Origin of the sequence: Streptomyces sp. NBC_00078 (genome assembly GCF_026343335.1) — a bacterium.
Taxonomy (GTDB): Bacteria; Actinomycetota; Actinomycetes; order Streptomycetales; family Streptomycetaceae; genus Streptomyces.
Genome location: NZ_JAPELX010000001.1, coordinates 4299596 through 4321736, shown reverse-complemented (window position 1 = coordinate 4321736; position 22141 = coordinate 4299596). Strand labels below are relative to the sequence as shown.

General features: G+C 69.0%; 20 protein-coding genes, 1 tRNA gene and 1 riboswitch. Of the genes, 11 read left to right on the top strand and 10 right to left on the bottom strand.

The genetic code is table 11. The annotated features are described in order from the left end of the window. Positions 1-3: 3 nt before the first annotated feature. Together OOK07_RS20205 and OOK07_RS20200 are read right to left on the bottom strand one after the other, a co-directional pair. Positions 4-1248: a M16 family metallopeptidase gene (locus OOK07_RS20205; protein WP_266797776.1), complete on the bottom strand. Its 1245-nt coding sequence runs from the start codon at positions 1246-1248 to the stop codon at positions 4-6. Then, the gene (locus tag OOK07_RS20200) at positions 1245-2513 is read right to left on the bottom strand and encodes a M16 family metallopeptidase (protein WP_266797774.1); all 1269 of its coding nucleotides are present in this window, start codon (positions 2511-2513) and stop codon (positions 1245-1247) included. Before OOK07_RS20200 ends, OOK07_RS20205 begins: the two co-directional genes overlap by 4 nt. Positions 2514-2676: 163 nt before the next feature. Here OOK07_RS20200 and lxmK point away from each other — a divergent pair, with 163 nt between their 5' ends. The 7 genes from lxmK (at position 2677) to OOK07_RS20165 (ending at position 8672) form a co-directional block, all read left to right on the top strand. Then, the gene (lxmK, locus tag OOK07_RS20195; protein WP_266797773.1) at positions 2677-3810 is read left to right on the top strand and encodes a class V lanthionine synthetase subunit LxmK; all 1134 of its coding nucleotides are present in this window, start codon (positions 2677-2679) and stop codon (positions 3808-3810) included. Next, on the top strand, positions 3800-4765 hold the full coding sequence (locus OOK07_RS20190) for a T3SS effector HopA1 family protein (protein ID WP_266797771.1): 966 nt from the start codon (positions 3800-3802) through the stop codon (positions 4763-4765). The genes lxmK and OOK07_RS20190 overlap by 11 nt, the downstream gene beginning before the upstream one ends. Positions 4766-4781: 16 nt before the next feature. Beyond that, complete coding sequence (locus OOK07_RS20185; protein ID WP_266797769.1) at positions 4782-6086, top strand: NAD(P)/FAD-dependent oxidoreductase; 1305 nt, start codon at positions 4782-4784, stop codon at positions 6084-6086. Positions 6087-6365: 279 nt separating this feature from the next. Continuing rightward, positions 6366-6527, top strand: coding sequence for an LxmA leader domain family RiPP (locus tag OOK07_RS20180; protein WP_266797768.1), 162 nt, complete (start codon positions 6366-6368; stop codon positions 6525-6527). A gap of 68 nt (positions 6528-6595) precedes the next feature. Then, the gene (locus OOK07_RS20175) at positions 6596-6769 is read left to right on the top strand and encodes an LxmA leader domain family RiPP (protein ID WP_266797766.1); all 174 of its coding nucleotides are present in this window, start codon (positions 6596-6598) and stop codon (positions 6767-6769) included. Positions 6770-6909: 140 nt separating this feature from the next. Beyond that, on the top strand, positions 6910-7038 hold the full coding sequence (locus OOK07_RS20170) for a hypothetical protein (RefSeq protein ID WP_266797764.1): 129 nt from the start codon (positions 6910-6912) through the stop codon (positions 7036-7038). A 1103-nt stretch (positions 7039-8141) separates the two neighbouring features. Beyond that, entirely contained in the window at positions 8142-8672 is a 531-nt protein-coding gene (locus OOK07_RS20165; RefSeq protein WP_323182974.1) for a leucine-rich repeat domain-containing protein, read from the top strand. Between the two features lie 194 nt (positions 8673-8866). On the opposite strand, the gene OOK07_RS20160 is transcribed toward OOK07_RS20165, so the two are convergent. From OOK07_RS20160 to OOK07_RS20140, 4 genes are all read right to left on the bottom strand, one after another. Next, positions 8867-9721: a helix-turn-helix transcriptional regulator gene (locus OOK07_RS20160; RefSeq protein ID WP_266797763.1), complete on the bottom strand. Its 855-nt coding sequence runs from the start codon at positions 9719-9721 to the stop codon at positions 8867-8869. Positions 9722-9731: 10 nt separating this feature from the next. Beyond that, a complete protein-coding gene (locus OOK07_RS20155) occupies positions 9732-10670 on the bottom strand; it encodes an alpha/beta hydrolase (protein WP_266797762.1) in 939 nt (312 codons plus the stop codon). 494 nt (positions 10671-11164) lie between these two features. After that, entirely contained in the window at positions 11165-11800 is a 636-nt protein-coding gene (locus OOK07_RS20145; protein ID WP_266797761.1) for a GTP cyclohydrolase II, read from the bottom strand. A 142-nt stretch (positions 11801-11942) separates the two neighbouring features. Further along, complete coding sequence (locus OOK07_RS20140; protein ID WP_266682248.1) at positions 11943-12458, bottom strand: MarR family winged helix-turn-helix transcriptional regulator; 516 nt, start codon at positions 12456-12458, stop codon at positions 11943-11945. Positions 12459-12554: 96 nt separating this feature from the next. On the opposite strand from OOK07_RS20140, the gene OOK07_RS20135 reads away from it, so the two are divergent. The 4 genes from OOK07_RS20135 (at position 12555) to OOK07_RS20120 (ending at position 16533) form a co-directional block, all read left to right on the top strand. Further along, positions 12555-13688: a dihydrofolate reductase family protein gene (locus OOK07_RS20135; protein WP_266797760.1), complete on the top strand. Its 1134-nt coding sequence runs from the start codon at positions 12555-12557 to the stop codon at positions 13686-13688. Between the two features lie 61 nt (positions 13689-13749). Further along, positions 13750-13823: transfer RNA gene (locus tag OOK07_RS20130), tRNA-Met, on the top strand. Positions 13824-14182: 359 nt separating this feature from the next. Beyond that, positions 14183-14340: riboswitch (cyclic di-AMP (ydaO/yuaA leader) on the top strand. A gap of 10 nt (positions 14341-14350) precedes the next feature. Then, on the top strand, positions 14351-15376 hold the full coding sequence (locus tag OOK07_RS20125) for a M23 family metallopeptidase (RefSeq protein WP_266682246.1): 1026 nt from the start codon (positions 14351-14353) through the stop codon (positions 15374-15376). A gap of 215 nt (positions 15377-15591) precedes the next feature. Beyond that, a complete protein-coding gene (locus OOK07_RS20120) occupies positions 15592-16533 on the top strand; it encodes an aldo/keto reductase (protein WP_266797759.1) in 942 nt (313 codons plus the stop codon). Between the two features lie 48 nt (positions 16534-16581). Here the strand turns inward: OOK07_RS20120 and OOK07_RS20115 are convergent, their stop codons facing one another. The 4 genes from OOK07_RS20115 to OOK07_RS20100 all read right to left on the bottom strand — a co-directional run bounded on the left by OOK07_RS20115 (position 16582) and on the right by OOK07_RS20100 (position 21769). Continuing rightward, on the bottom strand, positions 16582-17937 hold the full coding sequence (locus OOK07_RS20115) for a PrsW family intramembrane metalloprotease (protein WP_266682244.1): 1356 nt from the start codon (positions 17935-17937) through the stop codon (positions 16582-16584). A gap of 71 nt (positions 17938-18008) precedes the next feature. Further along, a complete protein-coding gene (gene trmB / locus OOK07_RS20110; protein WP_266682242.1) occupies positions 18009-18890 on the bottom strand; it encodes a tRNA (guanosine(46)-N7)-methyltransferase TrmB in 882 nt (293 codons plus the stop codon). A gap of 65 nt (positions 18891-18955) precedes the next feature. Beyond that, entirely contained in the window at positions 18956-20176 is a 1221-nt protein-coding gene (gene lhgD / locus OOK07_RS20105) for an L-2-hydroxyglutarate dehydrogenase (RefSeq protein ID WP_266682240.1), read from the bottom strand. A gap of 168 nt (positions 20177-20344) precedes the next feature. Continuing rightward, a complete protein-coding gene (locus OOK07_RS20100) occupies positions 20345-21769 on the bottom strand; it encodes an NsdA family TPR-like regulatory protein (RefSeq protein ID WP_266517099.1) in 1425 nt (474 codons plus the stop codon). Between the last annotated feature and the right edge of the window lie 372 nt (positions 21770-22141).

Here is a 22141-nt window from a genome sequence, read left to right as displayed (position 1 = left end):
TGCTCAGCCTTCCTCGGGGATCGCCGGGCGGACGACGACGTGGGCAGCGGGTCCCGGGCCGTAGACGAGACGTGCCGCTTCTGTCACCTGTGCGGCCGTGGTCCCGCTGATCGCGCGGGGCAGGCCGGATATCTCGGGGACGCCCAGCCCGGAGGTCGCGTAGGACAACAGGGAGGCGGCGAGGCCGGTCTGGGAGGACAGGGCGAGGGCGTACTGGCCGGTGACGAAGGAGGTGACGTCCTCGAGCTCGGCGTCTTCGATGCCCCGCTCGGTGAAGTTGTCCACGATCGAGGTGATCTCCGTGTCCGCGGTGTCGGCGTGGTCGGGAGCGACGTCGGCCTCGACGAAGACCATGTCGAGGTCGAGGTACTGGCCGACCGAGGCATCGGTGCGGTAGGCGAGTCCGAGTCGTTCGCGGACCCGGCTATTGATGCGGCCCGAGAAGTAACCGAGCGCGGCCGTGGCCAACAGCGACGCGGGGAAGAGGGGGTGGCTCCTGTGTAGACCGTTGTAGGCGTAGCGCAGATGCGCGACGGACCAGCCAGGCCGGGTGTGTTCCTGGCGTGCGCCGTCCCCGTTCACCGGTCCGGGAAACAGAGGCGTGGGTCGGTGGGTTCCGGCGGGCAGCGGGTCCATGGCGGTGCACGCCAGTTCCAGGGTCCGGTCGGGCGGTATGTCTCCGCATATCACCAAGTGGGCCGGGGATCCCGTGCTGTGGCGAGGTGCGAAGGAGACGATGTCCGGCGCGGTGAGGGCGTCCCACATGGGGCCGGTGAGCTGGGTGGACAGCGCGGGAGGCACGTGTCCCAGGGCGGCCAGGGTGACGAGTTCGGTGCTGATGGCGGCGGGGCGTGCGGCCGTGCTGCGTGCCTGTCGGCGAGCCCTGTCCGTGGCCTGGCGCAGCTCGTCGTCGCTGGTCTGCACGGATGCGGCCGCCGAGCACACGGTGTCGATGGTCTCTTGGAACAGGGTGCTCGGTGCCATGGCGGCGAAGCTGAGCCAGTGCTGGCTGCGTGCGACCTGCACTGTTCCGCCGAGCCGCTGCAGGGCGGTGACTTTCGCCGTGGTCAGCCAGTGCGCCTGGAACACCTCGGCCCGGGCGAGGTCGGGCAAGGTCGGCGTGTCGATGCGCAATGCGAGATGGACCCGCACCAGAGGGGTGGTGGCCAGAGGCGCCACGTGGATCTCCGCGCCGTTCCTGGAGCGGCTCTGAAGGACATGGGGCTGGGCCACGAGGGTGCCGGTCATGCTTCTCCTGCGGTGGTGAGTTCTGCGTAGCCTCTTCCCTGATGGCTCATCAGCTGCTCTGCGGCGAAGTGGACATGGGCGACCGGCACGGTGGCGGTGGCGAGCATGGCACGGTGGATCAGGCCGGGATCGTCGAACAGCAGAGTGGAGCGGGCCAGGGCGCGGGCCTCGTTCAGGGCGGAGTCCTGCTGCGCCAGCAAGGAGACGTAGGTCTGGCTCCTGGCCGGGTCGATCCCGTCGCTGTCGGTGGCGGCGAGGCGGCTGCACGCCTCGTCGAACGCCTCGATGACAGCGTCCCGTTGGCCCGGGTCGTGGTGGGCGACGAAGGTGAAGGTGTCCGGCGCCACGGCCAGCCACGGGCCGAACAAACCGCACACCGAGGCGCACGGGATGCCCCGGCTGTCCAGGGACCGCCGGAGCCGGCTGCGGTCGTTGCCGGTCAGCCACATCGACGCCACGACGAAGCCGGCGTAGGCGTCGATCTCGGACGGGGCGGGCAGGGGCCGTCCGAGGGCCAGCGCCGGACGCGGCGCCAGAACGTCACGGTGATGACGAGTGCAGGCGGGGGAGTCCGGATCCTCCGCGAGCGGCGGCAGTTTCGGACTGCCCCGGTCGTCCAGCACGCCGAAGATCTCCGCCGCCTCCTGGACGACCCGGTCCGGGTCGATATCGCCGGCGACGGCGACCACGGCGTTCCCCGGGGCGTACATGGCCGCGTAGAAGTCGCGGCACTCCTGCACGGTGATCTCCAGCAGGTCCGCTTCGTCGCCGTATCCGTTGTGGGCGTTGGGCCAGGCCGAGTAGATCGCCTGCGGCAGCACCGTCCAGGGAAAACCGCCGTAGGGGCTGCCCTTGACCTTGAGGTTGATCTCTTCCAGGACAACACGGCGCTGTACGTCCAGCCGGTTCTGATCGATGATCAGGTTCTGCATGCGGTCGGCTTCCATCTCCAGGACGCGCCGCTCGCATCCGGCCGGGACCAGCTGGTGGAAGTCGCTGACATCGGTGAAGGTGTTGCCGGACACGGTGCCGCCCAGCCGCTGGACATAGCCGAAGTGCCCGCCCGCGCCGATGGTGGTGGAGCCCTGGAACATCAGGTGCTCGAAGAGGTGTGCCATGCCCGAGCGTCCCTCGGGTTCGCTGCGGAATCCGGCGCGGTAGTTCACCGCCACGCCGAAGGCTCCCTGCCCGGGAAGACGCTGCGCGACGATACGCAGCCCGTTGGACAGCGCCGCGTGCCGGATCGTGTCGTCTGTAGCAGTCACGGGCCGTGAGACTAGGGACAACCGCGTGCACTATTCAACGGTTTCTTGCCGCGGTGGCCCACGTCTGGCGCCGCTGACCAGCACAAACTAGGGGGCCGTGCCAAACAATCGCCATGTTTGCGCGTTGCCACCCCGTGTCGCGGGGTCCTAGCGTCCAGCGACCATGGACAGCCAATCAAGCTCCGACCGCATACGGTTCGAGCCGGCCGACCTCGGCCGGCACCCTGAGGTCAACGCCCTTCTGGAGCGCACGGGGCTCGGGAAGTTTGTGGCCGACACCGTCACCTCGCCTTTCGGGCGCAACGAGTCCTGGATGGGGACCACGGACCGGGGCGACCGCGTATTCGTCAAGACATTCGATCCGACCGGCCGCCAGGAGAGGCTGCAGCGCACGCTCACCTTCACCGAATGCGCCCTGCGGGCCGGTATCGCCACCCCGAAGATCCTCGGGCACGACGAGCGGACAGCGACCGTGGTCTTCGAACTCCTCGACGACCCGCAGTCCCTGCTGGAACTGTTCACCGAGTCACAGGACGGCCACCAGGACTTCGACACCGAGTGGTGCGTCAGGGCCGCCCGTCTGATCGCCGAGACCCACCGCCTCGCCCCGGACGGCTTCGACACCTCCGACCATCCGCTGCCGCCCCTCGGCCCGATGAACGCCCTGACCCTGCCGGGCTACCTGCGGCAGTCGGGAGCCGAACTGCACATGTGGAAACTGCTTCACAACGACCCGGATGTCCTTGAGGCCGTCACCGCCATGAGGACCGCCGACAACCCCACCCTTGGCCAGTGGGTTCCGGTCCACGGCGACCTGCGCCTGGACCAGTTCCTCATCAGCGGCGGCGAGCTGTTCCTGACCGACGCCGAGGAGTCCCGTCTGGGCGATCCGGCCCGCGACCTGGGCGCCTTCGCCGGGGAATGGCTCTACCACGCCGTCAACCGCATCCCCACCGTCCTCAACGAGTCACGGGTCGTGGGACACGTACCCACCCATCAGGAGATCGTCGCCACCGGAGCGGCGGAGGTCGACCGCTTCGCCCCCCGTACCCAGGCGTTCTTCTCCGCGTACCTGGAACGCGTCGACCTCGACGCATCCCTCCACGAGGAGCTCGCCGTGCGTGCCGCCCGCTACGCCGGATGGCACATGATCGACCGGATGATCTCCATCGCCCGGCAGAAGCAGATCCTGGAGGCCGTGCCCCGCGCCGCCGCGGGGATCGGACGCTCCCTGCTCCTGAGCCCGCGGCAGTTCTTGGACACCATCGGACTAAGGACCCCTGCCCATGCTGCTTGATGCCCAGCTCGCTCCGGCCGTCGCCCGACTGGCCGACCAGGTCACCGTCACAGCGACGGACGACGGTGACGTCAGCGCCCTCTGGCAGGAGGAGCCTCTCACCGGCAGCTCCCAGAAGGTCGCCTCGGAGCTCGCCGCACTCCTGTACAAGTCCGCACACGCCCGTCTGGACCATGGCAAGGAGCTCACCCCGCGCACCTTCTCCGACCCGGAGTTCGACCGCGCCTTCCATGAGACGGTGGGCGACAGGAACAGCCGCCGTGAGGTGAGTGTCGCTCACGAGGGCGACGAGCACACCATCGTCGTCCTCGACTCGATCCGTGTCGCGGTCGCCCCGGACAGCCTCTCCCGCGACGGCGAGAAAACGTATCTTCGACTGAGCTGGGCCAGACCGTCCCTGTCGCCGGGGTTCTTCTTCCTCACCTCCTGCACGACTCCCATGCCGACCCGGACCGGCGGAGTGCTGCGCCTGTACGCCCACTTGGCCGACCCCGACCACGGCCCCGCACTACTGGCACGGGCCGCCACCTACCTGGAGGACCGCGGGCTCCCCTGGCAGGCCAAGGCGTCCTCCAGCCGCGACCTGTACCCGCGTACCGACGCCGTCGTGGTCTATCTGCCCCGCGTCTCGTGGAGCGCGGCGCGCGAACTGGCCCAGTTGCTGGAGAGCGGCGGAAACCTCGCAGAGGGCACCTCCGCCTTCACCCACGCCCTGACCGCGTCGGTGGGCGTGGCGTTCGAACCCGCCGACAAGCGGCCCGGCCGCGAAGGTCTCAGCTTCGGGCAGCACCGCTGCCGTGTTCTCGCCGAGGCCCTGGTGACACACGCGACGGCAACGGACGGCCAGAGCCGGACGGGACGCATCGTGGCGATGTTCAACGACGCTTCCATCGACCCGCTCAACCCCGCCCGCAACCTCAGCTCACCGGTCACCTCCGTCATCCCGGCCCACTGAAAGAAGGATCAGCGACATGGCCACCCGTACCACAGACACCGACGTCCTCATCATCGGCGCCGGACCGGCCGGCGCGGTTGCGGCCGGACTCCTGGCCCGCGAAGGTCACCGCGTCACCGTGCTGGAGAAGGAGGTCTTTCCCCGCTATCACATCGGCGAATCGCTGATCACCGGCATGCTCCCAGTCATGGAGGAACTGGGGCTGAGAGAAGAACTCGACAGCATGGGGTTCCCCAGGAAGTACGGCCTCACCCTGGTCTGGGGCAACGATCCCACCCCGTGGTCCACCAAGTTCCGCGACGCCGGCCCCTACGAGTACTCCTGGCACGTGCGCCGCGCTGAATTCGACGCCCTGCTCGCCAACCGTGCCGCAGACCTCGGTGCCGAGATCATCTACGACGCCACTCTCACCGCAGCGTTGCGCACCGGCGAAGGAACGGTCACCGGCGTGCAGTGGCGCGACGCATCGGGGACGGAGCACGCGACCACGGCCCGCTACACCATCGACGCCTCCGGTCAGGCCCGCGCCCTGGCCCGGCTACTGACACCCGTTCAGCGTGCGGACGACCTGAACTCGGTCGCCGTCTGGTCCTACTACAGCCCCTTCGCGCCCCTGCCCGGAGACCTGCACTCCCACATCATGGTCGAAGCGTTCGACGACGGATGGTTCTGGAGCATTCCGGTCTCCGAGTTCGAGATGAGCGTCGGCATGGTCATGCACACCGACGTGTACGCGACCGTAATGAAGAACTCGACACCCGCCGAGATCTTCGAGCAGCGTCTGTCCACCACTCAGGTGCTGAAGGATCTCCTCAAGGACGGTGTCCGCAAGGAGAGCCTTCGTACGGCCCGCGACTGGTCCTATGCCTCCGACGCCTTTCACGGACGCGGATGGATGGCCATCGGTGACGCGGCGGTGTTCGTCGACCCGCTGTTCTCGTCGGGGGTCTGGCTGGCCACGTCCGGGGCATGGCTGGCCGCAAAGGCTCTCTTGGCATCACTGGCTTCTCCGGAAGCGGAAGCGCCCGCGATGGAGAAGTTCGAGAACGTCTACCGGCAGATAGCCAAGGACATCCTGGCCTACGTCCGCTACTTCTACGACCCGAAGCGGAACAAGGAGGACTACCTGGCTAAGGCCAACGCGGCCACGAAGATGGTCTCGGAACAGTCGGAACTGGGATTCATCTCGCTGATCTCGGGGATCAGCAGCCTGCCGGAAGTGCTGAACTTCGACCCGATCGGACTGGAGAACCTGCTCGACGTCGGGCAAAAGGTCGGTATCAACCAGGGCGGCCAGGAGGCAGAGCCGGAACTTTCTTAACTTTGCCCTGCCGGGACTGCGGGGCGGAATTACAGGCGACGGAGCGCGAAAGCAGGGAAAGTTATCCGTTTCTTGCGCCTCTTGGAACACCCGAACGGGCATGGCAGCGTATGTCCCGGCCGGTTTCCCCCGACTGGCAGGACACCGCAGAGGATGCGGTGAGGCAGTGTGGCCGCACGGACGATTTCCTTGTCTTCGCGATGTGCGGCCGCACTGCCCGCAGGGCCAGTAACGGGGATTACCGCTGCCACACACTTTCACACACGAGGGGAAACGATCATGACTCAGGACCTCATCTCCGGCTACGCCGCATACGCCGAGGCCGACGAACTGGTGACCGCCACGGGAGAGGCCCCGGCCACCCCCGTCACCATCGCCATCTCCGGCGCGTTCTCCACCTCGCTGGCCGCCAGCGCCGCCACCGTCGGCGCTCACTGCTGACCTCTGACCTTCAGCACACGGTGCCGGTACCACCGGCGCTGCCCTAAAAGCAATCACAAGGAGAAGACATGACTGACGAACTGATCGAGGGCTACGTCTCCTACGCGTCCGCCGAGGAAATCCAGGCCGCTGGCCAGGCGCCGGCTACCCCCGTCACGGTCGCGCTGTCGATCGCCGGCAGTGCCACTGCCGGTGCCAGCGTCGGTGTCAGCATCGGCGAGAGCATCAAGCACTCCTGCTGACAGCAGCACGTTCGGTCCGGTGAGCCGGAATACGGCGGTCATGTAAAAAATTTACGTGACCGCCGTATCTCGTTCTTCCCGTGCCGTTGCGGCGGGATGCTAGAATCGGCTGTCATGGTATTACGAAAGGGGGACAGCCGGTGAGTTCAAAAGAGGGCGGAAAAGATATGGGAAACAACCTGTCGATGCTGCTCGCGTACGGCATGGTCGGCCTGTCATTGCTGACGGGGCTTGTCGTCTTGCTGTGGATGACCATGCGAAGCAACTAGGCTCAACAGAGCGGTACAGATTTTTCTGATGGCTGGTCTCCGTATAGGAGACCAGCCATCAGGTGCTTTTCAGGCCATCAATATTTCATCGGGGGTTCCAAGGCAGCCCTCTTTGTGATCGCCGCGGCGGCGTGCGTTCTGTCGTCTGCGGACGCAGGCCCCCGCCGTGCAGGCCGTCAGTACGGCGGCCGTCGACATCCCCGTGAGTATGCCTGTCCTTGTGCACATGCCGGAACTTCTCCCGGGGGTTGTGCAGTGATGGGAATAGGGTGATCTATTTCGTGGTCAAAGTGACTCTATGCAGCCTGCATGTGCATGTGGAGCTGACTTGAGGAACATCAGAGGTTGACTGCTGAGCCATTTCCTTCACATCGGGCACATCCTGAATTGCCCGGCTTCAAATGGGATATGCATATACCTGCCCCTAAGTGGTCGGTAGCTCGCGGTTAGGGCACGTCCCAGAGTCATAGCCGCTGGATGAGGTGGAGCGGCACAGGCACGTCGACCTCGCGGTGCTGGTCCCGGACGCTGAGGAAGTGTTTGGAACCACCCAGCAAGATCACGCCAGGAGTGGGGGCCGGCGGTACCGAGATCTGCGACGAACCGATCGCCTGGATCAACGCGGCGGCCCTGGGGTGCGGCCAGGGCACGGAGGCCACGCTGCGGACAGTCTTGGGTTACACCGGCGCCGACATCGTGGAGCCGGCATGGGTGAAGATTCCGTCGCATCGGGGGATGACGGGCTCATCGACGCCCCGGAGATCCGTCGGCAACTTGGCGAAGTGCTGGGCCTCTTGGTGGCGTCCGGCGAGCGGACTCCTTGCCGGGAGTCAGCTGGCTTCCTGCCCCGGCCTGCCGACGCGAGTGCATCCCAGAAGAACAGCAGGAAGCTCTCGTACGGCATGCTGCGATTCTTCGACCGGCCTGTTGGTATACCAAGGAAGGGATCAAGCCGTGCCGCACGAGCTGAACCTACGGCGTCAACAGCTGGGCAAAGTACCCGAGTCCGTCTGGCAGCGCACCGAGCTCCAGGTACTGATCCTCGCGGACAACGGGCTCACGGACCTCCCGCCCGAGATCGGACGGCTGCTCAGGCTACAACGTTGGACCTCGGCCACAACCACCTCACCTCGGTGCCAGACGAGCTCGGTCACCTGGCTGACCTCAGGGGCTGCCTCTACCTGCACGACAACGACCTGACCGAGATCTCCGACGCCCTGGGAAACCTGACGCGGCTGCGTTACCTCAACGTCGGCGAGAACGGCCTCACCACCCTGCCGGAGACCGTCTCCCGGATGGCCGGCTTGATCGAACTTCGCGTGCAGCACAACCGGCTGACCACGCTGCCCGACGGCATCGGCTACCTGCACAGCCTGCGCGAGCTCTGGCTCCGGGGCAACGCGGTCGAAAGCCTGCCGCCATCCATGGCTGACCTCCGCGAACTGCGCCACCTGGACCTGCGGGAGAACGCCCTCGCCGAACTGCCGGAGGTGCTGGCCGACCTGCCCGGCTCCGCGACATCGATGTGCGCAGCAACCGCCTCACGCGACTCCCGGACTGGGTCGTCGACCTGCCTGCGCTGGAGAAGCTGGACCTGCGTTGGAACGCCTGCGAGCCTTCCTCATCGCTGCTGAACAAACTGGAGCGGCGAGGGTGCGTCGTCCTCTTGTAGACCGAAAGCTGCTGCTCAGCGGCGCGCCGTGCGTGAGCGATGCGTGAGCGGATGATGTGGCAGAGGCCGTTACGGCGTGGATTGCACATCTGGCAGCACCTGTCCTGACCAGGTGGTTCCGGACCGCGGCGCAGCGTCCGGAACCACCCAGCAAGATCACGCCAGGACTTTTAATCCATTGGTTGTGGGTTCGAGTCCCACAGGGCCTACGGTGCGGGTGACGGGGGCATCCCCTCTGACCTGCTGCGCAGCGCCTGAGTCGGCTTCGGTCGGGTCGGGCGCTGCTTCGTTTTCGGGCCAGTGCGTGAGTGGAGCCAGCGTGGTGGGCTGCACCGCGTCGGCTGCGGCCGACCCGCGCAGGAGTTCGGTCAGGTCGTGGGGGTGTACCTGCTCCGTGGTCGGAGTCGTTGCTGTGATGCGGTCCAGCCGGAAGCCCCGGCCGGCCTGTCGCGTGCGGCACCAGGCGATGAGGTACCACCGGCCGTCTGCGGTGAGCAGTCCGGCCGGTTCCACCGCTCGCTCGCTGTTGTGTCCTGCTGCGTCGGTGTAGGACAGCCGCAGGACCGTGTGGGTGGTGAGGGCTTGTTCCACCGCGGTGCGGACCGCGGCGTCGGACGGCGCGGGCAGCGCAACGATGCGGGTGGCCAGCTCCCGTGCCGCCGCCGAGGCGGGGCCGGTCATCGAGGCCGCGAGCTTCTGCGCCGCGGTGCGGGCCGCACCGGCATACGGGGCGAAGGTATCGGTCGCGGCGAGGGCGACGGCCAGGGCCGAGGCTTCCTCAGCGGTGAAGTGGATCGGGGGCAGGGTCATGGCCGGGTCGATCGACCAGCCCCCGCCGCGTCCCGGTGTGGTGCGCACCGGGACGCCGGTCTCCATCAGCACCTGGAGGTCACGCTGCACCGTGCGCGTGCTCACTTCGAAGCGCGCGGCGAGCGCCGCGACCGTCAACGACCGCGGCGCGACTGCGCGCAACTCTTCCACCAGCGCATACAGCCGGGCAGTACGGTTCATGTCGGCGACGCTACCGGCCCATGGTGGACAGGAAGTTCCGTTCGCGTCGCTGTTCCCGTTCGGTGATGGTCAGCGGGAAGAGGGTGAAGCCGTGCATGGCGCCGGCCACGACGCCCAGCTGCACGGGCGCGCCCGCCGCCTGCCACCTCTGGGCGAGGAACAGCGAGTCGTCCCGCAGCGGATCTTCGCTGCCCACCACGATCCGGGCGGGCGGCATGCCGACAAGGTCGGCGAACAGCGGTGAGACCTCGGGATCACGGCGCTGTTCCGCGTCCATGCCGGGGGTGACCAGCTCATAGGTCCGCCGCAGGGTGTCGGTATTGCTCAGCAGCCGCTTGGAGCCGAACAGTCGCTGGCTGGGTGTCATCGACAGGTCGTAGGGGCCAAAGAGCAGGTGGACGGCCCGGAAGGCGCCAGTGATGCCGTGCCGGTCGCGAAGGCGCAGCAGCGTCACGACGCTGAGGTGGGCGCCGGCCGATTCACCGCCGATCAGCAGCCGCTCGGTGCCGAATTCGGTCACCGCGTGCTTCACCAGCCACCGGGCGGCCACTTCGCAGTCGGCGGGTCCGGCGGGGAAGGGGTGTTCCGGTGCGAGGCGGTAGTCCACGCTGACCACGGCGAGCCGCGTCTGTTCGGCCAGTCGCCACAGTCTTTCGTCCTGCCCGTCCGCGGAGCCGAACGTCCAGCCGCCTCCGTGGAAGTGCAGGTACACGCCGTCAACGTGCTCCGGTGCGAAGACTCGTATCTTCACCCCGCCCTCAACGACGCGGTCTTGGCCCTGCCGCAGTCGCACCGGTGGCGTGTCGCCGCCAAGCCGGTTACGGCGCAGGGCGGCCAGCGTGGTTGCATCGGGAGTCTCCTCGCGCGCCGGACGGCTCGCGGCCGTGGCCTCGAACTGCTTGTTGAACGCCAGAGTCTCGGCCAGGCAGTCCTCATCGGTGATCGTCATCCGTCGACCATCGCAGCCATCCGCGACAACCCCCTGTCACTGTTTACCGGTGAACCGCGTCACACTCCCGTTGTACTTCCTGCCGCACCACCCTCCAGCCCTGCTCGTGCCAATCCCCGCTGAGTGACGGCTGGATGGGGCGAGGCGTCCGATCAACGCGGGGAGGCCGGGACGGCACAACTGGTCAGGGTCCGGTGGCTGTCTGACGACCTCAGGCGCGGCTGCCCGTGAGGGTGGCCGACGAAGGGCTGGGCGGCGTCGACCAGACGGGCGGCCCGGGACTGCTCGGTATGCGTCTGCTCGGTATGCGCGGACGGGCAGCCGCGCTGGACGGGACCATGGAATGGAAGTGTCCAGCCCGGACGCCGGGCCGACGGTGATCGACGTGATGCTGCCGCGCGCGGGATGACGGCGCCCGATACGGACAGACGGGACGATCCAACGGCGCCGTCCCGAACGTAGATCGTCAGCCGTCAGCCGTCAGCCGTCAGCCGTCAGCCGGCGCTGAGTTCCGTCAGTTCGCCCAGCGGCAGCGTGTGCTGGGTCTGGAGGACCTTGGCGCGCAGGTAGCGGACGTTGTGGGCGGTGGTGAAGACGCCCGTGGGGACGCGCTCGTGCACGTCGATGCCCAGGTCGCGGAGCTGACCGGCCTTGTCGGGGTTGTTGGACAGCAGGTCGAGGGTGTCGATGCCGAGGGCGTGGAGCATCTGCGCGGCCGCCGTGTAGTCGCGGTCGTCCTCGGGCAGGCCGAGGGCCGCGTTCGCCTCGTACGTGTCCAGGCCCTGGTCCTGCAGGGCGTACGCGTCCAGCTTGTTGTAGAGGCCGATGCCGCGGCCCTCCTGGCGCAGGTAGAGCAGCACGCCGCCGCGGGTCGCGATCCGCTCGACCGCCTCGCGCAGCTGCGGGCCGCAGTCGCAGCGGGCCGAGCCGAAGACGTCGCCGGTGAGGCACTCGGAGTGCAGCCGGACCAGCGGGACGGGGCCCGGGTCGCCCAGGACGACGGCCACGTGTTCCTGTCCGTCGGTCAGGCCGTGGAAGGTGACCAGTTCGGCGTCGACGCTGTAGCCGTCCTGGAAGCGCAGCGGTACCCGGACGCGGGCGCGCGGGGTGGCGGCGGGGAAGTCGGGCATGCGGGTTCTCCCGGGTGGGTCCGGTGGACGTCTGCTTGAGCAGTCCTGCTTCCGCAGTCCTGCTTCAGATTTGAAGCAGTTCTACGGTCCCGGACACTACCCCATGCTTTAAATTTGAAGCAACACGTTTACCGGGACTGGGTCACGAACAGGGCGGCGACGACCGCCGCCGCCACGGCACCTCGTCGGGCGTGGGCCGGCTGCCCCCCTCGTCGAGGGCCCGCGCGACCCCCGAGAAGATCTCCTCCACCTGCTCCACCTGTTCCTCGGTGAGGTGCTCGAAGAGCGAGGCGCGCACGGTCTCGACATGTCCGGGCGCGGTGCGTTCCAGCACCGCCATGCCCTCGTCGGTGAGTGCGGCGATGCTCCCCCGCTTGTCCCACTTGCAGTTCTCGCGCCGGATCAGACCGTCCTTCTCCAGCCGGGACACCGCGTACGTCAGCCGGCTTCGGGTGATCTTCGTCCGCTCGGCGAGATCGGTCATCCGCAGCCGCCGCTCGGGTACCTCGGAGAGATTGGCCAGGATGGAGTAGTACAGGTGCGGCATGCCGGCGTCCTGCTGGAGCTGCCGGTCGATCGCGTCCTCCAGGAGGTGCGCCGCGGCGATGTACGCGCGCCAGGCGCGCTGCTCCTTGGAGGTGAGCCAGCGAGTCGTCATAGCCCCAGTGTAGGTTTGTTTCAAACTTGAACCAAGACCCACCCGCCCGAGCCCGCCCTGCCTGTCCGAGCCCGCCGCCGAGAGTGAGCGCGACCGATGCCGTACCCCTACGTCCTGCTGTCCGCCGCCGTCTCTCTCGACGGCTACCTCGACGACGCCGGCCCCGAACGCCTCCTGCTCTCCTCCCCGGCCGACTTCGACCGTGTGGACGAGGTGCGGGCGTCCGTCGACGCGATCCTCGTCGGCGCGGGCACGATCCGCGCCGACAACCCGCGGCTGCTGGTCAACTCGCCCGAGCGCCGGGCCGCCCGCATCGCGGCTGGGAAGTCGGAGTACCCCCTCAAGGTCACCGTCAGCGGCTCCGGCGACCTGGACCCGGACGCGAACTTCTGGCACACGGGTGGCGAGAAGCTCGTCTGCACGACCGACCAGGGTGCCCGGCGGGCGCGCGCACTCGGCCTCGCCGCCGACGTCGTCCCGCTCGGCCCCGACCTCGACTGGCGGCGGCTCCTGGAGCATCTGCACGACGTGCGCGGCGTACGGCGCCTGATGGTCGAGGGCGGCGGCACGATCCACACCCAGTTCCTCCGGCAGGGCCTCGCCGACGAACTCCAGCTCGTCCTCGCCCCCCTCTTCGTGGGCGACCCGGACGCTCCCCGCCTCTTCGGCCCCGGCGCCTACCAGGGTGGCCGCCTGCGCCTGACGGAGACCCGGCGGATCGAGGACGTCGTTCTCATGCGCTACGAGCCCACGGCCCCCGGTGCCGGCCCGCTCCCCGCCGCCGCCGACCGCCACTGGCTGGCCCTCGCCTGCGAGCTGGCGGCGCAGTGCCCGCCCTCCCGCACGGCCTTCAGCGTGGGCGCGGTGATCGTCGCCGCCGACGGCACGGAGCTGGCCCGCGGTCACTCGCGCGAGGGCGGCGACCCTGTCGTGCACGCCGAGGAGGCGGCCCTGGCCAAGCTCGACCCGGCGGATCCGAGACTCGCGTCGGCGACGGTGTACAGCAGCCTGGAGCCCTGCGCCCACCGCGCCTCCCGGCCCAGGCCGTGCGCGCGGCTGATCCTCGACGCGGGGGTGCGGCGGGTGGTCACGGCGTGGCGGGAGCCGGACACGTTCGTCACGGAGGCGGACGGGAGCGGGCTGCTGGCGTCGCGGGGCGTCGAGGTCGTCGTACTGCCGGAGTACGAGGAGCAGGCCAAGGCGCCGAACCGGCATCTCCCGGGTTCGTGACCCACGGTCGTGACCGTGGTTCTGAGCACCCCACGGATGGCGTATGCTGGTTACACAACGACGCGGGGTGGAGCAGCTCGGTAGCTCGCTGGGCTCATAACCCAGAGGTCGCAGGTTCAAATCCTGTCCCCGCTACTCAAGGCTCAGGGCCGGAATCCAGTAACTGGATTCCGGCCCTGAGTGTTTTCCCGCTTCCATGCCTCTCCGTGGGCCTCTCCGTGCCTGTCCGTGCCTTTCCGTGTCTCCCCGCCCTTCCCTGACGCGATGTCACCGAGTGTGGTCGAGCGACCGCCCTCCGCATAACAACTGACATACCGTCAATACCTGTGTGGATCCTGAGGTCTGGCCAACTCGCCCGTTTATGGCCGTTCATGGGCCCTACGTCCAGACCAAGAAGCATTAATGATCAAGCGGAACAGCTGGAAACGGCACCCCGGGTCTATTAACGTTCGATAACGCAGCGCGGTCGTCCCAGCCGTCACAAGAGACGGCTCCGTGCGCACGCGCCGAATCCCGCAAGGGAACCGGGGAACCACCACCCTGGGGTGAATCGCGCTGAAGCCGCCGTGAACGTACGGCGGGTATACGCGCGTAGGAGACCTTCCTGCTCCGAACCCGTCAGCTAACCCGGTAGGCGAGAAGGAAGGAAGGAGCACGCCTACGTGGCGTCCAACCCGCCTGCCCCGGCAGCACCGTTCGTGCCGAGTACCGAGCCCTTCGGCTTTGCCGGCCCCCGCACCGACGAGGGCCCGTGGGAGGAGTGGAACCCCACCGAGGAGTCCCTACCGCCGGTGCGCGGCCGGCACCGTGTCTCCAAGCAGCGCGGCGGGGGACTCGCCCGCAGCTCCACGGTTCTCGGCGTCGGTGTCATAGCCGCCGTCGGCGCGGGCGGCATTGCCAGCGCCAACACCGGCAAGCCCCCGGTCTCCATCTCCCTGCCCGATCTGCCTTCTGTGGGCGGCGTGTTCGGCGACTCCTCGCACGCCTCCAAGGGCTCCGCCACCGCCCTCAGCACCGTCGGCGTCAGCTCCGACGACACCGCGCAGGGCGCCGCGGACGCCGGTGAGGCGCTGCGCAACCGCATCATGGCCCAGGCCGAGAGCCAGCAGGTCCAGGTCGACGGCAAGGCCCGGTCGGCCACCGAGGCCGTCTTCGCCAAGCAGGTCGACGACGCTGCCGCCCAGGCGGAGAAGGCGGCCGTGGCCAAGGCGCGGGCCGCGAAGGAGAAGGCCGAGGCGGAGGCCAAGAAGAAGGCCGAGGCCGCCAAACTCGCCGAGCTGGCCAAGCAGTTCAAGCTGCCGGTCGTGTCGTACACGATCACCGGTACCTTCGGACAGGCCGGCTCGATGTGGTCCTCCGGCTACCACACGGGTCTCGACTTCGCCGCCCCCACGGGCACGCTCATCAAGGCCGTCCACAGCGGTACCGTCACGGAGGCCGGCTGGGCGGGCTCGTACGGCTACCGCACGATCATCACGCTCGACGACGGTACGGAACTCTGGTTCTGCCACCAGTCGTCGATCAGCGTGAGCGTGGGCCAGAAGGTCGGCACGGGCGATGTGATCGGGCGTGTCGGCGCCACCGGCAACGTGACCGGTCCGCACCTGCACCTCGAGGTCCACCTGAACGGCCAGGCCACGGGCATCGACCCGATGACATGGCTGCGCAGCAAGGGCCTCACCCCCTGACCTCGCTTCTCCCTGACCTCGGCTTCTCCCTGTTCTCCCTGTTCTCGCTGTTCTTTCTTTTCCTCGTGATCCCGGCAGCCCTGACGGCATACCCCAGACGTCAGGGCTGCCTTTTTTCCGCTGTCCAGCCGCTGGAATGGGTGACTCCGCTTGTTTACGGGGATTTTGCGGCCGCAGCGGAAGATCGCCCTCCGACGCGGGCGTTGACGCACTACATGACTTCTCTTCGCAAGCTCGGCTCCTCCGGCCTGGAGGTCTTTCCCCTCTCCCTCGGCGGCAACGTCTTCGGCTGGACCGCCGACGAGGCCACGTCCTTCGCCGTGCTGGACGCCTACGCGGCCGCGGGCGGCAACTTCGTCGACACCGCCGACTCCTACTCGGCGTGGGTCGACGGCAACAAGGGCGGCGAGTCCGAGACGATCATCGGCAAGTGGGTCAGGGCGCGCGGTAACCGCGACGACGTCGTCATCGCGACCAAGGTCAGCCAGCACCCCGAGTTCCCGGGCCTGACGGCCACCAACATCAAGGCCGCCGCCGACGCCTCCCTGAGCCGCCTCGGCACCGATCACATCGATCTGTACTACACCCACTTCGACAAGCCGGAGGTGCCGGTCGAGGAGATCATCGGCGCGCTCGACGAGCTGGTGAAGGCGGGCAAGGTGCGGCACATCGCCGCGTCCAACATCTCGCCCGAGCGGCTCCGTGCGTCCCTGGAGTTCTCCGACCGTGAGGGCCTGGCCAAGTACGTGGCCGTCCAGCCCCACTACAACCTGGTCTCGCGCGACACGTACGAGGGCGAACTCCAGGACCTCGCCGCGCGGTACGGCCTGGCCGCCGTCCCGTACTTCGCCCTTGCCTCGGGCTTCCTCACCGGCAAGTACCGGCCAGGTACGACGGTCCAGAGCGCCCGCGCCGGTGCCGGCAAGCACCTGGACACGGAACGCGGCCGCAGTGTCCTGGCGGCCCTCGACGAGATCGCCGACGCCCACGGGGCCCCGGTGGCGACGGTCGCCCTGGCCTGGCTCGCGGCCCAGCCGACGGTCATCGCGCCGATCGCGTCCGCGCGGACGGTGGAGCAGCTGCCGGCCCTGCTGGGGGTGGGGGAGCCGACGCTCACCGAGGCCGAGGTAGCGCGGCTGACCGCGGCGTCGGCCTGATCCTCCGAGATACAGGGGCGGTACCGGTCCTGTACCGCAGTACGCGCTCTACGTCCGGTACGGGTTGTACGCGGGATTCGGCATCGCCGGGTACCCGTACACCCCGTACATCGCCCAGGGCGCCGGCGCCACCGGCACCGGAGGTGCTGTCAGGCGCGCCGCGTAGTCCAGGGCCGGGCGGGCCACCTCACGCCGTAGCCACAGCTGGTGCAGCAACTCCTGCTCCCTGACGACGAAGTCGGCACCGGCGCGGCCACGGCGCCCCCGGTGCCGCAGGAACGCCAGGGAGGTCGCGTACGCCTCGTACTGCGCGACCGTGCGGGCCGCGGGCCTGCCGAGGTGGTGGGCGGCGTAGTCGCGGGCCAGCCGGCGCGCCCGCATCGAGCCGAGGGCGTACGGCTCGGCGGGGGTGAGCCAGCCGGCGACGGCGTAGGCGGGCAGTTCCTCGCGCACGGTGCGCAGTTCGCGCTGGCGCGTCCAGATGACCAGCCAGGTCAGCAGGCCGAACGCGGGGACCATGAAGGCGGCGTAGACGGCGAAGAACCCGTACTCGCCGAACGTCGACGAGCCGTTCCAGATCGCGTGCATGCTCATGGCGAGCAGCAGGCCGGAGAGCGGGACGAGGACCCGCCGCAGGTGCTGGCGCTCCGCCGAGAGCGCGGCGACGCCGAAGCCGATGCCGGTGAGGACGGTGAAGAGCGGATGCGCGAACGGGGACATGACGATCCGCACGAAGAACGTCGCCGCGGTGACGGAGGCGATGCCGCGGTCGCCGGTGAGCTCGTCGCTGCCGAAGGCGGTGCCCAGGTAGAGGATGTTCTCGGTGAACGCGAAGCCGGTGGCGGTGACGCCGGCTATGACGACGCCGTCGACGATCCCGGTGAAGTCCCGTCTGCGGAAGAGGAAGACGAGGAGGACGGCGGCGGCCTTCGCCGACTCCTCGACGATGGGCGCTATGACCGTCGCGCCGAGCGTGTCCGCGCTGGACGGATCGGCCGTCGCCGTCGCTATCCACTTCGTGGCGAAGCTGTTCGCGACGATCGCTATCAGCGCCGCGGCGCAGGCCCCCCAGGCGAAGGCGAACAGCAGATTGCGCCAGGGGCCCGGGTCGACGCGGTCGAGCCAGCGGAAGGCGGCTATGAGGAGGGGGACGGGCAGGACGGCCAGCCCGAGTCCCACCAGGAACCCTTCGGTGCCGGTCTGTTCACGTACCAGGGCCAGGATGACCAGCCCGGAGAGCGCGAGCAGGGTGCTGAGGGCGCCGTACCGCACCCTCCCCCAAGCCCTCGACTGCGCCCGGCCCAGGGGCCCTCGACGCTGCCACCAGTGCGCATGCGTGGGCGCACCGCCGGCGGGGCCACCGGGGTGCGGCGGATACGTCGGGTACGGGGGACTGGTGGCCACGGCATTGACCCTAACGAGGGAGGGCGCCGCCCGCGACGGTATGTCGGTTCGCCCGCGGGGCCGAGGGGGCTTCAGACGCCGGTGGGGGGCTGTTGGTGATGCTGTACGCGACGGAAGAGCAGGTCGTTCACGACATGTCCCTTCTCCAGACCCTGGCCCTCGAAACGGGTCAGCGGCCGGAAGTCGGGACGCGGCGCGAAACCGCCGTCGGGCCGTGTGTTCTCGAACCCCGGGTGCGCGGTCAGCACGTCGAGCATCTGTTCGGCGTACGGCTCCCAGTCGGTCGCGCAGTGCACGATGCCGCCGGGTCTGATCCGGGCCGCGGCGAGGTCCAGGAACTCCGGCTGGATGAGCCGCCGCTTGTGGTGCCGCTTCTTGGGCCAGGGGTCGGGGAAGTAGACGCGCAGCCCGTCGAGTGAGTCCGGGGTGAGCATCTCGCGCAGCAGGATGATCGCGTCCCCGTTGGCCACGCGGACGTTGGACAGCCCGTGATCGTCGGCGAGGTTGAGCAGATGTCCCTGCCCCGGGGTGTGCACGTCCACGGCGAGGACGTTCGTGTCCGGATCCGCGGCGGCCATCTGCGCGGTGGCCTCGCCCATCCCGAACCCGATCTCCAGCACGACGCGGCCGGTGTTCCCGAACAGTTCGGTGAGATCGATCGACCGCTGTCCGTCGATGTCCAGCCCCCACTTGGGCCACAGCCGTTGCAGCGCGTCCGCCTGTCCTGCGGTCACCCGGCTGCGGCGCGGCTGGAAGCTGCGGATCCGCCGCTCGAAGTGCGAGCCGGCCGGATCGGCCTTCGGCCCGTCGGGGAACCGCGGCTCGCCCTTGGCCCGGGTGTGCCGGACGGAGACACCGGGGGCGTGCGGCGTGTGCTCGCCGGGCGCGGAGGCAGCGGCGGGCGCGGGCGCGGCGGGCTGTGGGGATTCGGGGGCATGGAGGGAGTCAGACACAGTGCGACCGATTTTACGGGGACGGTGAGACGGCCGGCCCGTCCGGTGGCCGCCGAGCGGGCCGGTCAGGACGGGCCGAGCACGGCCAGCGCCCTTCTCGCCACCTCCCGGCCGATCGGCAGCGAAGCCGTCGCCGCAGGTGAGGGTGCGTTCAGCACATGGACGGCCCGTGGTCCCTCCTTGATCAGGAAGTCGTCCACCAGTGACCCGTCCCGCAGCACCGCCTGCGCCCGGACCCCCGCGGCCGTCGGCACCAGGTCGTCCTCCGTCACCGCCGGCAACAGCCTTCGCACCGCCGTCGTGAACGCTTTCCTGGACACCGACCGGCGCAGCTCCCCCGTCCCGTACCGCCAGTGCCGCCGGGCCATTCGCCAGGCGCCGGGCCAGGCCAGCGTCCCGGCGACCTCCCGCGGCCGTACGACATCCCATCCGTACCCCTCCCGGGCCAGCGCCGGCACCGCGTTGGGACCGATGTGCACGTCCTCGTCGATCCCGCGCGTGAGATGCACGCCGAGGAACGGGAACGCCGGATCCGGCACCGGATACACCAGTCCCCGCACCAGCTCGGGCCGCGCCAGCGAGTAGTACTCCCCGCGGAAGGGCACGATCCGCATCTCGGGGTCGTCCCCCGTCAGCCGCGCCACCTCGTCGCAGTACAGCCCGGCACAGTTCACCAGCACGCGCGCGCGTACGACGTCGCCGGCCGTCGTCCGGACCGCGACCCCGAGCTGCGGGCGCCGGTCGACCTGCTCGACCCGCGCCCCGTACCGGATCTCCGCCCCCGACGCCTCCGCCAGCTGCCGGGCGACCCCCACGAAGTCGCACACGCCGGTCGTCCCGACGTGTATGGCCGCGAGCCCGTACACCTCGGGCTCGTACTCCGCGATCTGGGCGGCGCCCAGCTCCCGCACCGGAATCCCGTTCTCCCGCCCGCGCTGCACCAGGGCGTGCAGGCGCGGCAGCTCCTGTCGCTCCGTGGCGACGATCAGCTTGCCGGTGACGGCGTGTGCGATGCCGTACTCGGCGCAGAACTTGACCATCTCGGCGGCGCCCCGCACCGCGTACCGGGCCTTCAAAGACCCGGGCCGGTAGTAGATCCCGCTGTGGATGACGCCGCTGTTGCGCCCCGTCTGGTGCCGGGCCGGCCCCGGTTCCTTCTCCAGCACGGTCACGCGCGTGCCGGGCGCGGCACGCGTGATCGCGTACGCGGTGGACAGCCCGACGATCCCACCACCGATCACGAGCACATCGCAGTCATAAGCGATCCCCGGCCGCACCTGCACCACCTCCCACTACCGATAGTGCACTGCGCCACTGACACCGGCTTCAAACGCAGGAGGAGTGGGGTCTTCCCGCACCTGTACTTGTACAGCTTGTACAGGTATCCGTACCTGTCACCGGTACCTGGTCCCTGTCGCCAGTATCTGCCACCGGTATCCGTCACCGGTTCCGGCTCAGGCGGGAGCCATCAGCAGCGGGCGTGCCCGCTCCCGCAGCTCCACCACGCGCGGCTCGTCCCCGTACGGCTCCAAACGGTGCAGCAGATCCTTTACGTACTCGGTCGTGCGGGCCGACGAGATGCGCCCTGCGACCTCCACCGCCCGCACGCCCTGCTCGCAGGCGGCATCCAGGTTGCCCGACTCGAGTTCCGCGACCGCCGACACCACGAGCCGCAGCCCGTGCGACCGTACGAACTCCTCCGTCGGTTTCGACAGCGCCTGCTCCGTGAAGCGGCGCACCTGGCGCGGCGCCTTCAGGTCGCGGTAGCACTCCGCGGCGTCCGCGGCGAAGCGGTCGTAGGAGTAGAAGCCGAGCCAGGACGGGTCGTTGTCGCCCTCCCGGGAGCGCTCCAGCCAGCCCTCGGCGGCCTTGAGGGCCGCCCCGGCCGCCTGCGCGTCACTCGCACGCGCGTGTGCCCGTGCCTCGACGAGCCGGAAGAAGCTCATCGTGCGCGCGGTCGCCAGGCCCCGGTTGCGTTCCAGTGCGGCCTGCGCGAGGTCGACGCCCTCGTCGCCGAAGCCACGGTAGGTCGCCTGCAGCGACATGGAGGCCAGCACATAGCCCCCAAGGGGCACGTCGGCGGCTGCCCGCGCGAGGCGCAGCGCCTGGATGTAGTACCGCTGGGCGGCCTCCTGCTGCCCCGTGTCGAAGGCCATCCATCCGGCCAGGCGCGTCAGTTCGGCGCTGGCCCCGAACAGTGCGCGGCCGACCTCGTCCGAGTACGCGCCGAGCAGCAGCGGTGCCGCCTCCACCCGTAAGCACTCGGGAACCATCGACGAACGCCAGTCACCGCCGCCGTACTTGGAGTCCCAGCGCCTGGCGTCCTCGGCGGCCTCCCGCAGCTTCTGCACATCGCTGTGGCCGACTTTGAGCGGTGCGCCCGAGTCCTCGGCGGAGTTCGCCTCGCGCGCCACCGAACTGTCGGCCGGTGTTATCAGCCATCGTGAGGCGGGCGTTGCGTATGCGCTTACTGCGAACGATCCGGCCAGCGACTGCCAGATGCCACCGGAGCCGGCCCGGCGCCCGGCGAGGTCGAGACGGTAGAGCTCCGTCGCCGACTTCACCGCCTGGCCGACGTCCCTGGGGAAGGCGAGGCCCACTTCTGGTGCGGGATCCGCGTCCGCCAGGCCGATCTCGTGGAGCGGCACCGGACGGCCGAGCTTCTGGCCTATGGCGGCGGCGATGAGATGCGGCGCGGCACCCTGAGGCACCATGCCCTTCGACACCCAGCGCGCCACCGAGGTCTTGTCGTAGCGAAGAGTCAACCCGCGTTGGGCGCCAAGATCGTTGACGCGACGCGCGAGTCCTGCGTTGCTGATTCCCGCGAGGGCGAGAACGGTGCCGAGTTTTTCGTTCGGCCCGCGTTGCTCCCTGGACATGCGCCACCCCTCGACACAGACGGCTGCCGCGCTGGCATAACCATGCGGCATTCGTAAACCCAGCGTAGTTCGCCGCATCCCAAGCGTTAAGGGGCATAGTTCCGGATGGCGGGATTGTGGTCCGTACTGAAGTGCGGGACCGATACGCGCAGTTGCGCCGTGCTCCCGATGTGTGGCCGTGCGCCCGTCCGTGCGCTCTTCTCCGGCCATCGGGGGAGCGCTTCCATGGATGCTGCGTGGGTCGGCCCGCTGTACTGGATCCAGTGGGCTGGGGGACACCGCCGCCTTCATCCCCGCGGGCGGCGGATGGGCCCGGGGGGCGAACTCCGTCTCCCGGGCTGCGCGCGCGTGATGCGGCGCGCAGAACCTGCA